14 protein-coding genes are annotated in these 11,814 nt (G+C 69.5%); 3 read left to right on the top strand and 11 right to left on the bottom strand.

Annotated features, from left to right (window positions below; translation table 11 throughout):
• Positions 1-46 precede the first annotated feature (46 nt).
• Entirely contained in the window at positions 47-1,105 is a 1,059-nt protein-coding gene (locus tag AB6V31_RS05585; RefSeq protein ID WP_369364538.1) for a M4 family metallopeptidase, read from the top strand.
• Positions 1,092-1,430: a protealysin inhibitor emfourin gene (locus tag AB6V31_RS05590; protein ID WP_074694157.1), complete on the top strand. Its 339-nt coding sequence runs from the start codon at positions 1,092-1,094 to the stop codon at positions 1,428-1,430. The genes AB6V31_RS05585 and AB6V31_RS05590 overlap by 14 nt, the downstream gene beginning before the upstream one ends.
• Before the next feature lie 247 nt (positions 1,431-1,677).
• On the opposite strand, the gene AB6V31_RS05595 is transcribed toward AB6V31_RS05590, so the two are convergent.
• The 4 genes from AB6V31_RS05595 to AB6V31_RS05610 form a co-directional block, all read right to left on the bottom strand.
• Complete coding sequence (locus AB6V31_RS05595; protein ID WP_144782191.1) at positions 1,678-2,292, bottom strand: GNAT family N-acetyltransferase; 615 nt, start codon at positions 2,290-2,292, stop codon at positions 1,678-1,680.
• 79 nt (positions 2,293-2,371) lie between these two features.
• Positions 2,372-3,049 (bottom strand): uracil-DNA glycosylase, encoded by a 678-nt coding sequence (locus AB6V31_RS05600; protein ID WP_056228430.1) that lies wholly within the window; start codon positions 3,047-3,049, stop codon positions 2,372-2,374.
• A gap of 5 nt (positions 3,050-3,054) precedes the next feature.
• The gene (locus tag AB6V31_RS05605) at positions 3,055-3,540 is read right to left on the bottom strand and encodes a phosphoribosyltransferase (protein WP_369364540.1); all 486 of its coding nucleotides are present in this window, start codon (positions 3,538-3,540) and stop codon (positions 3,055-3,057) included.
• 44 nt (positions 3,541-3,584) lie between these two features.
• Entirely contained in the window at positions 3,585-4,118 is a 534-nt protein-coding gene (locus AB6V31_RS05610; RefSeq protein WP_074694155.1) for a hypothetical protein, read from the bottom strand.
• Between the two features lie 271 nt (positions 4,119-4,389).
• Between AB6V31_RS05610 and AB6V31_RS05615 the strand changes: the two genes are divergently transcribed.
• Entirely contained in the window at positions 4,390-5,475 is a 1,086-nt protein-coding gene (locus AB6V31_RS05615) for an AAA family ATPase (protein ID WP_369364542.1), read from the top strand.
• A gap of 19 nt (positions 5,476-5,494) precedes the next feature.
• Here AB6V31_RS05615 and AB6V31_RS05620 read toward each other — a convergent pair whose 3' ends face one another.
• The 7 genes from AB6V31_RS05620 to AB6V31_RS05650 form a co-directional block, all read right to left on the bottom strand.
• Positions 5,495-5,797, bottom strand: coding sequence for an HU family DNA-binding protein (locus AB6V31_RS05620; RefSeq protein ID WP_218128153.1), 303 nt, complete (start codon positions 5,795-5,797; stop codon positions 5,495-5,497).
• A 319-nt stretch (positions 5,798-6,116) separates the two neighbouring features.
• Complete coding sequence (gene fliW / locus AB6V31_RS05625) at positions 6,117-6,506, bottom strand: flagellar assembly protein FliW (RefSeq protein WP_369364544.1); 390 nt, start codon at positions 6,504-6,506, stop codon at positions 6,117-6,119.
• Positions 6,503-7,390, bottom strand: coding sequence for a flagellar hook-associated protein FlgL (gene flgL / locus AB6V31_RS05630; RefSeq protein WP_074694153.1), 888 nt, complete (start codon positions 7,388-7,390; stop codon positions 6,503-6,505). Before flgL ends, fliW begins: the two co-directional genes overlap by 4 nt.
• A gap of 13 nt (positions 7,391-7,403) precedes the next feature.
• The gene (gene flgK / locus AB6V31_RS05635) at positions 7,404-8,810 is read right to left on the bottom strand and encodes a flagellar hook-associated protein FlgK (protein ID WP_369364545.1); all 1,407 of its coding nucleotides are present in this window, start codon (positions 8,808-8,810) and stop codon (positions 7,404-7,406) included.
• A gap of 3 nt (positions 8,811-8,813) precedes the next feature.
• Positions 8,814-9,296, bottom strand: a complete 483-nt coding sequence (flgN, locus tag AB6V31_RS05640) for a flagellar export chaperone FlgN (RefSeq protein ID WP_074694398.1) — start codon at positions 9,294-9,296, stop codon at positions 8,814-8,816.
• Between the two features lie 100 nt (positions 9,297-9,396).
• Positions 9,397-9,642 carry a carbon storage regulator CsrA gene (gene csrA / locus AB6V31_RS05645; RefSeq protein ID WP_056227013.1) on the bottom strand — a complete coding sequence of 82 codons (246 nt, stop codon included), beginning with the start codon at positions 9,640-9,642 and terminating at the stop codon, positions 9,397-9,399.
• A gap of 91 nt (positions 9,643-9,733) precedes the next feature.
• Positions 9,734-11,797 (bottom strand): flagellar biosynthesis protein FlhA, encoded by a 2,064-nt coding sequence (locus AB6V31_RS05650; protein WP_056227011.1) that lies wholly within the window; start codon positions 11,795-11,797, stop codon positions 9,734-9,736.
• Between the last annotated feature and the right edge of the window lie 17 nt (positions 11,798-11,814).

Raw genomic sequence — 11,814 nt, forward strand, 5'->3', positions numbered from 1 at the left:
GAGCAAGGGATCCTGCGATGTCGGAGGTCAGCGCTACCCTCGGCGCATGACCCCCGGTATCGTCCCCCCGTTCCTGCTCGACCGACTCGCCTCCACCGATGACCCGCGCATGGCACGGGCCGCAGAAGCGGCGAGAAAGACCCTCGCCGTGCCGCGGCCGACGCGTCCGACACGATCCCGCCTGCGACTGTCGATCGAGGGCGACACCCTCGTGGCCGAGACCGGGCCGGCGCCCGATCGCATCATCTCCGACGCGGCGAACACCGAGAACCTGCCCGGTCGTCGCGTGCGCAGCGAAGACGACGGCCCGTCGGGCGACACCGCGGTCGACGAGGCCTACGACGGTCTCGGCGAGACCTACGACTTCTTCTGGGATGCCTTCGCCCGCGACGGCATCGACGCCGCCGGTGGATCGCTGCTGGCCACCGTGCACTTCGGCGACGACTACGACAACGCGTTCTGGAACGGCGAGCGCATGGTCTTCGGCGACGGTGACGGCGAAGTCTTCGTCGGCTTCACGCGGTCGCTCAGCGTCATCGCGCACGAGCTCGGGCACGGCGTCACCGAGGCCTCCGGCGGCCTCGAGTACCAGGGGCAGTCGGGCGCTCTGAACGAGTCACTGTCCGACGTGTTCGGCGCCCTCGCCGAACAGCACCACCGGAGTCAGAGCGCCGATGAGGCCTCGTGGCTCATCGGCGCGGGCATCTTCGCCGCGGCGGTCCAGGGCGAGGCCCTGCGTTCGATGAAGGCACCGGGCACCGCCTACGACGACGACGTACTCGGCAAAGACCCGCAGCCGGGGCACATGCGCGACTACGTCGAGACGACCGACGACGACGGCGGCGTGCACATCAACTCCGGCATCCCGAACAAGGCGTTTTACCTCGCCGCCACCGCGCTCGGCGGGTTCGCGTGGGAGCGTGCCGGTCTCATCTGGTATCGCACGATCACCGCCGGAACGCTGTCGCCCACGGCGGACTTCTCGGCGTTCGCGACCGCCACCCTGTCGGCCGCGGCCAGCGAGTACGGTGAGAAGTCGGAGGAGGTCGCCGCCGTCCGCGCCGCGTGGGCCGGGGTCGGCGTCGAGGAGGATGCCCCAGCCTGACACCGAGAACGACGCCGAAAGCGCCGGACGCTTCGTCGTCATCGTCGTGCGCTCCGGTGGTCTCGCGGGCCTGTCGAAGCAGTGGCGGGCTGAGCCCGACCCCGACGGACTCCCCCGCTGGCAGCAGCTGGTCGAAAGCTGCCCCTGGGACGACGCTCCCGCCGCGTCCCGGGGCGCCGACCGCTACCAGTGGCGTATCGAGGTGCACCACGGGGACACCGCCGTCCATCAGGCGCGCCTCGACGACGGACAGGTGGAGGGACCCTGGCGCACCCTGGTCGACGAGGTGCGGCAGGCCGCTCCCTCGCGGCCCGTGCGTCGTTAGGCGTCGCGCGGACTCGGACCCCACGCGAGCTCGGGCCCCGGGCGGGCTCGGCCCCAGGGCGGCCTCGGCCCAGGGCGTGCTCGGCCCCGGGGCGGGCTCGGGCCTGGGGCGGGCTCGGGCCCCGAGCCGGCGGCATCCGTTCGGCGGCTCACCCGTCGGCATAAACGCTTTCCGTGGTCATAAACACCGTGAGACAGCGTTTATCGGCGATCCGAAAGCCCCGACCGCACCCCGCACCCGCGCGGAATCAACCGAACAGCCGCCGTCGGGGCTTCTTCTTCGACGGGATGCTCTTCTGCAGGTACACAACGCCGAGCCAGCGTCCGAACTTGAAGCCGACGCGCCCCATCCGGCCGACCTCGGTGAATCCGAGCTTCTCGTGCAGGGCGATCGAGGCGTCGGCGCCCTTGTCGCTGATCGCGGCGACCATCTCGCGGATGCCGAGGTCTTGGCACGCGGCGACGAGGGCTTCGAGCAGAGCGCGTCCGAGGCCCTTGCCCGCGGCCGCCTGGCCCAGGTAGATCGAGTTCTCGACCGTGTAGCGGTACGCCGATTTCGACTGCCACGGCTGCACGAGGGCGTATCCGAGGATCTGACCGCTGGGCGACTGGGCGACGAGGAAGGGCAGCCCCAGCTTGTGGAGGGTCGCGAACTTGTCACGCCACTTCGCGAGCGACCAGGCCTTCTCGTCGAAGGTCACGACCGAGTTGCGCACGTAGTAGTTGTAGATCTCGCGGATGTCGGGGATGTCGGCCTCGGTCGCCGGGCGGATCTCGAACGTGAAGGGCTGCTCCGGCTTCGGCGTCGGGCGCAGGTGGGCGGGCAGCCGCCGACGGCTCTTCTCGTACTCCTCTTCCAGCACCCCGCCACTCTACGGGCGTCGCGGTTTCGCGCGTATGACGCGCGCGATCGGCGGGCGGCGGCACCCGCCCGCCGGAGAATCAGGCGGGGATCCGCCAGTCGACGGGGTCGGCACCCTGCTCCTCGAGCAGCGCGTTCACGCGCGAGAACGGCTTCGATCCGAAGAACCCCCGGCTCGCCGACAGGGGCGAGGGGTGCGGCGAGGCGACGACCGCGGTGTCGCCGAGGATCGGAGCGAGGCCCTGCGCGTCCTTGCCCCATAGCACCGCCACCAGCGGGGAGTCCCGCGCGACGAGACAGCGGATGGCGTGTTCGGTCACCCGTTCCCACCCCCATCCGCGGTGGGATGCCGGGACCCCGGGCGCCACCGTCAGCACCCTGTTGAGCAGCATGACGCCTTGCGCGCCCCACGCCGAGAGGTCGCCGTGCGGCGCCGGAGCGATACCCAGGTCGTCGGAGAGTTCGCGGTAGATGTTCGTCAGGCTGCGTGGGAGCGGCCGCACGTGCGGGTCGACGGCGAATGACAGACCGATCGGGTGGCCCGGGGTCGGGTAGGGATCCTGACCGACGATGAGCACCCGGACCTCGTCGAGCGGCGTACGGAACGCGCGGAGCACGAGATCGCCGGCCGGAAGGTACGGCTTGCCCTCGGCCCGCAGGCGCTCCCCCACCGCGGCGATGTCGTCGGCCACCGGGGTGAGCGCCTCGACCCACGAGCGGTCGATGAGCCCCGCGTCCGCGAGCTCGGGGAGGGTCATCGCGCTCACGCGGCGTCTTCCTCCTGAACGGAGCCGAGGTGCGACCAGGGGAACTCGATCCACAGCGACGTGTCGCGCCAGGAGTAGTCGGGCGCGATGATCGTCGTCGGCTTGGTGTAGATCACCGCGGAGCGGACGTCGGCGTCGTGTCGCTTCAGCAGCTTCACCGCGAGGTCGAGTGTGCGACCGCTGTCGGCCACGTCGTCGACGAGCAGCACGCGCCGTCCCGACAAGTAGGTCAGATCGAGCGCCGGCGGCAGGACCTCGGGGGCATCGAGCACGGTGCCCACCCCGGTGTAGAACTCCACGTTCAGTGCGCCGCAGTTCTTCGCGCCGAGCCCGTACGCGATCGCTCCCCCCGGGAGCAGACCGCCGCGCGCGATCGCCACGACGACCTCGGGTTCGAACCCGCCGGCCACGATCGCCCGCGAGATGTCGCGCGTGGCGGCCCCGAAGTCATCCCAGCTCAGGCGTTCGCGTTCGTCCGTCACGGCGGACTCCTCTCGTCGACTGCCTTTCACCCTAGGGGCGGCGGCTACGACCGCGAGCCCACCGGGAGGATCATCGAGGTCGTTCCCGGAATGTCGACGAAGCCGATCGCCGCCCAGTGCGCGTGGCCGAGCCACGGGTCGGTCGATTCGTCGGCACCGCACCGTCGCGTCCCCAGCAGCGCGATGGAGTCTCCGTCGAAGACCCGCGCGATGCTGCGCACCAGTTCATGGCTGAGGGCGGTCCCGTTCACATCGTCGTGGACGTCGACGGAGGCGATGACGCAGAGGTTGTCGGTGAAGAGAGACGACTCGTCGAGCATGGAGATCAGTTCGCGATCGGCGAAGGCCGATCCGATCGATGTCAGGTCGGCTTCGGCATCCCCCAGCTGCTCGGTCCACCGCGGGTTCGCGTAGTGCACGCGGTACACGATCGCTTCGGCCAGACGGGGCTTGTCGACGGACGCGTCGGCGAGGGCGGAATGGATGGTCGCACGCCAGACCTCGGGCTCGACGTCGGTGTCGGTGGTGCGAAGCGTGAGCTGGAACGCGGTCGCACCCGATTCGGAAGGTTCTGACATGTGGCCCCCACGGCCTGTCGGAGTGTCGGGAGGCACTCGGCTTTTTCCTGACCATAGCGAAATGCCGGTGTCCACTTCTCATCTTTCGGACGGGGAATGCGTCGTGGTATGCGGTAGGGCACGCCCGCGTGCCCCGGAAAGACGGGGTTTGCGCCGCGGCTTGCGCCAAAATTCGGGCAATCCTCACACAAAGATGAGAAGACGCTAATGTAAATCTCAGAAAGCGACCGCCCCCACGGAACGCCCCTTTTCCCCCCAGGAGCCCGACGCAGTGAGCAGCACCTACATCGAAACCGGCGGACAGGTTCGGGTCTACGACTCCGCCGTCCAGGCTCACGACTCGCTCCCCCTGGGCACCTATCGGGTGCGGTACAGCATCAAGGAGGGGTTCAGCCTCCTGCGCACCGAAGACCTCGGCGTCGGGTCCGAGAAGGTGTACGGCCGCCGCGAGGCGAAGGTCGACAAGATCTTCCGCACCTACGCGCGCTTCGAGCGCAACCTCGGCGTCATGCTCTCGGGCAACAAGGGTCAGGGAAAGTCGATGTTCCTGCGCATGCTGGCCGCGCGCGCCATCGAGAGCGGCATCCCGGTCGTCCTCGTCAGCGAGGACGCGGAGGGAATCGTCGACTTCCTCGACACCCTCGACGAGTGCCTCGTCATCTTCGACGAATTCGAGAAGACCTTCTCATCGGGCCGCGGACCACTCGACGGCCCGAACCGACAGAACCAGTTCCTGACGCTGTTCGACGGGACGTCGTCGGTCAAGCGGATCTACTGCCTCACCGTCAACGACGTGCAGGACGTCAGCCACTACATCGTCAACCGCCCGGGTCGATTCCACTACCACATGCGATTCGACTACCCGAGTCCCGACGACGTCCGCGAATACCTCCTCGATCAGGCTCCGCTCGCCGCCGCCGCCGAGATCGAGAATGCCGCATTGTTCTCACGTCGCGTCAATCTGACCTACGACCACCTGCGCGCAATCGCCTTCGAGATGAATCACCCGGACGCCACATTCACCGACATCGTCGAAGACCTCAACATCAAGGCGATCGAGCCGAGCACCTACCGCGTCGAGGCGACGTATCCCGACGGTTCGGTTCTCACGGACGAGTCGGTGCTCAACCTCCACGAGCGCAGCGACGTGAGCCGGACGATCGAGCTGCGCAGCACCCACCGGGTGCTGTTCTTCTCGTTCGCGCCTCGCGACGTCGTCTTCGAGGACGACGGCAACATCTGCGTACCCGTCCACAAGATCGAGGCGTTGGACGAGGACGACGAGACCCCCGACGAGCTGCCGACGAGCATCAGCCTCACCCTCATCGGGCAGGCCAGCTACACGTTCGACCGCTGACCGGTGCGGACGAGCGTCGTCAGTCGCCGAGGTCGCGAGGGGCGGCGACCCTCTTATTGACCTCACGGGTCGCCGAGAACTTCAGAACGCTGTAGTCCTCGACGCGCCCGCGACTCTCGGGGTTGTCGCGGATGTTCAGCACGACGTTGTGTCCCTTGTGCGACTGCGCGTAGAACTTGCCGAAACCGGTCAACGTGACACGGTTTCCGGCGTTCACGAGATCGAGGATCTCTCCGAAGATCGCCTCGTAGGCCAACTGCGTGACCGTGGGAGACAATCCGGCGCGCTTGGATACGCGCTGGATGAACTCACGCTTGCTCACCTTGGGCTCATCGGTTCTCATGACGGGCATTGCTCACCATCCCCTGCTCTGTGCTCGGTACGAACGTAGGCGTCGCCGTCGCGATGGGCGGAGGGGTTGCCTCGCCGGTCGCGACGCGCACGTCGCCGGAATCGTCCTTCGGGAGACGACCCCGGGGCAGACGGACCGGGGCGATGAAGCCTCGGCCATCGGACGGGCGATGTCACCGCGTTTCGGGTCGCGGGGACGAATCGTCGTTTCTGCTCGTTTTCGCGTCGATACTACTCGGTCCCTCGACGCGGGACCATCGTGTGACGAAGGTGGTGTCCGCGCGCGGGGATCACGCGCCCAGGCGCGCACGGAGGGGGTACGCCGACTCGTCGAAGATGACCTGGGTGCCGGCCCCCGTCCGGGCGTTGACGAGGATGGGGGCGCGCAGGTTGACGAAGACGCCGTCCTCGGCCGGGTTCGCCACGACGAACACCCGCACCTCATCGCGGGATGCCGAGAGGGCGGAGAGGGATGCCGTGGCAATCGGCGGATCGTAGGCGAGACCGTCGCGCGCGGGATCGAGCAGGAAGAGCCGCAGGTCGTCGCTCGTGGAGCGGAGCGCGTACAGGCCGTCGGCGCCCTCGATGGGCTCGAGACGGAAAGACGTCCGGGGAGCGAGACCCGGGGGCGAGGTCTCGAAGTCGACATCGATGCCCGCGAGGGGAGGATGGGCCGTCATCTCACGAACTCCAACAGGGTGGTCTGCAGCGTCTTGGCGGTGACCTGCAAGGCGGACTGGTATACGAGCTCGGCCGACTGCAGCTTGATGTAGACCTCGAGGGTGTCGACGTTCTCGACGGCGGCGCGACGCGTCTCGAGGTCGACGCTGACGCTCGCGTTGGTGGCCTGGGCGCGCTCGATCTGCGCCTGCTGTGCGCCGGTGACGCCGCGCGCCGTCACCAGCTGCTTCAGGTGGGCGTCGACGTCGGCCAGGCGTGCCCCGACGTCGACGCCCGCCCGGAGGTCTGCGGCGATGCCCTGCAGCGTCGCGAAGACGCTGGCGTCTCCGGCACCGAACGCGTCCGCGCCGTCGACGTCGACGCGCACCTTCTCGTTGTCGGAGACACGACGTTCGACGGACGATCCGGCGACCCCGGTGAAGACGAAGGTCGCGGGGTCGAAGGCTCTGCCGCTGTCACCGGTGCCGGCGAACACCGTGCGACCAAGCACCGTGGTGTTGGCGTGCGAGAGGATCTCGCGGCTCACGCTGTCGAGTTCCGCAGCGATCGAGTCGCGGGCGGCGGGGCTGAGCGCCCCGGAGTTGGCGCCCTGCGCCGTGAGGTCGCGCGCCCTGTTGAGCAGGTCGATGCTCGCACCGAGAGCCGTGTCGGCCGTGGTCACCCACGTGAGCGCGTCGCTGATGTTGCGGGAGAACTGCGACGCCCGAGCCTGCTCCCCGTGCACACCGAGGATGGCGGCCGCGGCCGTCGGGTCGTCACTGGGCGCGCGGAGGGCCCGCTGCGAGGTCGCCTGATCCTGCAGGCGCGCGCGGTCGGCCAGCCCCGCCTGCAGCGTGCGCAGCGCCTGCTGGTTGACGGTGCTGCTGGTGATGCGTCCGATCACGGTGTCTCCGGGGTCAACGGCCGACGAGGCCGACGCGGTTGATGAGGGTGTCGAGGGCTTCGTCGACGGCGGTGAGCACACGCGCCGCAGCCTGGTAGGCCGTCTGATACGTCAGGAGGGTGATCGTCTCTTCGTCTCCGTCGACCGAAGCGTGCGACTGCTGCCCGGCGATGGCGGCGATCGCCCCGCGGTCGGCGGTGTCGGCGCGCTGGACGTCGCCGGCGACGGTCACGCCGAAGGAGGTCACGAAGCTCGTCCACTGCGTGCTGGGGCCCGTGGCGGAGGTGGCCAACCCGGCGATGCGGTCCGCGATCGAGGTGTCGAGCGCTCCGCTGCCGGGCGCCGCCAGGGCGAGCTGGTCGAGGGAGGTCGGGAGGACCGTCAGCCCGAGGGCGGCGGGGCCGGGCGCGGACAGCGCGAAGAAGTCTCCCCCGGCGGTTCCCGTCGCGGTCCGGCCCTCACGGTGCAGGTCGTTGACCGCCCGCGCGAGCGTCTCGGCCGTCGCGTTATAGGCCTGGGCCGCTCTCGCGAGGGTGCCGCCGTCGGATGCGGGCGCGAGCACGCCGATCGCCCCGCCCAGGGAGCCGCCCGTGACCGCCACGGGCACATCGGGGCGGTCCGCCCACGCCAGGCTGATGCGCCCGCCGTCCGCGAGCGTGCGGGGTCCCGCGACGGCGATGGTGCGGCTCGTGTCGGCGCTGACCAGGGCGTTGCCGTCCACCCGGAGGGTGAGGGTGCCGTCGTCCTCGAGTCGCCCGGTCGCACCGATCATGGTGGACAGCTGCTGGGCGAGCAGGTTGCGCTGGTCCACGAGTTCGTTGGCGGAGCGTCCGGACTGCAGGGCGGAGCGGACCTGCCCGTTGAGCGTCGCGATCTGACCCGCGGTCACGTTCACGACGTCCACGTCTCGATCCACCTGCCCGCGCAGATCGGACCACTGCCCGACCACGGCGTCGTACCCCGCGGCGATCTGCCCGACGAGCACGCGGGCGTTGGTGAGCACCACCTGCGCCGCCGCCGGCTTGGGGGTGTTCGCGAGGTCGGACCATCCCGACCAGAAGCGGTTCAGGTTCGCCGCCAGACCGTCGGTGGTCGGCTCCGCCATCGACGCCTCGACCTTCTGCGCCGCGGAGGCCCGCGAGGACCAGAATCCGGATGCCGACAGCGCATCCCGGACGCGGGCGTCGAGGACCTCGTCGCCGAGGCGCGCGATGCCCTGGACCGACACCCCACCGCCGACGGAGAAGCCCGTCGCCCACAGGCCGGCCGTGCCGGCCGCCGTCAGGGAGGTCTGTTCGAGCCGCTGGCGGGTGTAGCCCGGTGTGGTCTCGTTCGCGATGTTCTGTCCGGTCACGGTCATGCCGGCGCGAGCGGCGGCGAGGCCGGACGCGGCCACCTGGAGTCCTGCGAAGGTCGACATCTCTTACACCCGCACGTCGAGCAGGCGAGACCCGGCATCGGCGACGCGGGAACCGCTCGCGGCGTACTCCCCCGTCGGCTCGCCGAGGCCGGCGATGGTCTCCTGCGTGACTCGGAGGGCGGTCCGCAGGTGCTGGTTGACCGAGCCCTTCTTCTCCGCGATCTCGGCCGCGAGAGCGGACAGGGCCTCGTGATGCGAGCCCAGGACTTCGCGCCACGCGTCGGTGGGAGCGACGTCGATGAGCTCTCGCAGGGCCGTCGCCTCGGGGGCTCCCCACTCGGCGGCGACATCGAAGAAGAGCGCGTCGCGCTCGATGGTCGCCGACGTGAGGGCCTTGGCCACGCGATCGACCTCCACGGTGGCGTGGTGCACCCACCGGGTCCGCCCCGTCGACAGGAGCATCTCGAGCTCCTCGAGCTTGAAGAGCATGAGCTCGAGCACCTCGCGCTGACGCAGCAGATGCATGCTCAGGTCGGTAGCGGACACGTGAGTCACCTCGTTCGGGTCGAGTCGTGTGACGGATGCGCCCACCACGGGACCGACTATCGCGACACGGCGTCGCGCGGGTAACCCCTGCGTCGGCGGATCAGGCGCGGGTCCCCCCGCGCAGGGCGTCGAGCACGGCGCTCTCGGCGGCCGCGGATCGCGACGCCTGGACGGCATCCTGATTCTCGTTCGTGACGGCCACGACGATCTCGCTGCGGTGGATACGGGTGTCGCGGGGAGCGTCGATGCCGATGCGCACCCCGGTCGCGGTCACCCCGAGGACCGTCACCGTCACATCGTCGCCGATCACGATGCTTTCACCCGGGCGTCGTGTGAGTACGAGCATGTGCGTGTGGCCGCCTTCCGTGGCTGGAGCGCCGTCGGCGCCGTCCTGGGCCAGACTACCTTTTCTTCTCGGTTACGAGCGTTCCCCGCGATCAGGACGAGGGAAGCGCGACCTGTTCGGGACGGACCACGCCCACGACGTCGGTGGCGAACCCCCCGGCCGCGGCTTCGTCGTACGACAGGATCGGCATCGCACCCACCTGCCCCGCCAGCAGGGCGCGCACCCCCTGCCGGAGGGTGGGGGCGCACACGAGCACCGGCTCGCCGCCCACGGGATCGACGTCGGCGATCGCCCGACGGACGCCCTCCATCACCTGCATCGTCTGATCGGCGGTGAGCACGATCTGTGACCGCCCCTCGACGTGCCGGAGTCCTTCGAGCATCTGCTGTTCCCAGAGCGTGTCGAACATCACCACGCGCAGGCGCCCGTCGTGGGCGAACCGCGCGGAGATCGCCGGACCGAGAGCCGCGCGCGCCGCCTCGACCAGGGCGGGGACCTCGGTCGTCGATTTGGCCCGCAGAGCCAGCGCCTCGTAGATGCGACCGAGGTCGTTGATCGAGACGCGCTCGGCGAGGAGGCTCGCGAGCACGCGCTGGATGAGGGCGAGGGGAAGCAGGGCCGGCGTCAGCTCGTCCACGACGCTCGGCTGCGTCTGCTTCAGGTGATCCGTGAGCTGGCGCACGTCCTCGAGCGAGAGCAGACGGTGGGCCTGGGCGTGCACGGTGTCGGACAGGTGCGTGATGATGACGCTGGCCCGGTCGATGACGGTGGCCCCCGCCATGTCGGCGGCGTGCGACATCTCGGTGGGCACCCACTTGCCCTCGAGACCGAAGACGGGGTCGATCACGGCGGAGCCCGGTAGATGCTCGAGCCCTGTTCCGATCGCGAGCACGTGCCCGCGCGGGACGATGCCCCGCCCGACCTCGACGCCCGCGACGAGGATCGCGTAGGTCTCGGCCGGAAGCTCGATGTTGTCGCGCGTGCGCACCGGGGGCATGAGGGTGCCGAGCTCCAGCGCGACCTTGCGCCGGAGTGATTTCACGCGGGTGAGCAGGTCCCCCGCCCCGCCCGCGGCGAGGTCGACGATGTCGGGCGAGAGCGAGATCTCGAGCGCGTGGACCCTCATGGTGTCCATCAGGTCGTCGGGCCCCTCGGTGGCGGCGGCCTCGGCGACCACCCGCGCCTCGGCATCGGCCGCGTCGGCGGCCGCGCGGTCGGTGTTCGCCTTCACCCGCGAGGCGGCGAAGAGCAGTCCCGCCCCGATCGCGGCGAAGGCGAGGAACGGCATCCCGGGGATCAGCCCCATGCCGATCGCGGCCATCGCGGTGATGAGCAGGGCGGTGCGCGACTGCATCAGCTGTCGCCCGGCCGCCCGGCCGAGCTCGGCCTCGGCGTTCTCGCGCGTGACGATCATGCCCGTGGACACCGCCATCAGCAGCGCGGGGATCTGCGTCACCAGTCCGTCGCCGATGGTGAGGATGCTGTAGGTCTCGAGAGCCTCGTCGATCGCCATGCCGTGCATGGTCATGCCGATGATGATGCCGCCGACGAAGTTGATGACGAGGATGACGATGCCGGCGATCGCGTCGCCCTTGACGAACTTGCTGGCACCGTCCATCGCGCCGTAGAAGTCGGCCTCGGACGCGACCTCCGCGCGGCGGGCCCGGGCCTGCTCGTCGGTGATGAGCCCGGCGTTCAGGTCGGCGTCGATGGCCATCTGCTTGCCCGGCATGGCGTCGAGGGTGAAGCGCGCGCCCACCTCGGCGACGCGCTCGGCACCCTTGGTGACCACGACGAACTGGATCACGGCCAGGATCAGGAAGATGACGAAGCCGATCACGAGCGACCCGCTGATCGTGATCTGCCCGAACGCCTGGATCACCTGACCGGCGTGCGCCTCGCTGAGCACAAGGCGGGTCGAGGCGACGTTCAGCCCGAGGCGGAACAGCGTCGCGACCAGCAGCAGGCTCGGGAACACCGAGAAGTCCAAGGGCTTCTTCACGAACATCGCCGTGAGCAGGATGAGCAGCGCGAAGGCGATGTTGGTCACGATGAGCACGTCGAGCAGCCCCACGGGGATGGGGACGATGAGCAGCAGGATGATGCCCACCACCCCGACGGGGACCGCGCCCTTCGACAACAACTGACCGATCATGCGGTGCGCTTCTTTCG

It is taken from the genome of Microbacterium sp. 16-032, assembly GCF_041079455.1.
GTDB lineage: Bacteria > Actinomycetota > Actinomycetes > Actinomycetales > Microbacteriaceae > Microbacterium > Microbacterium testaceum_A.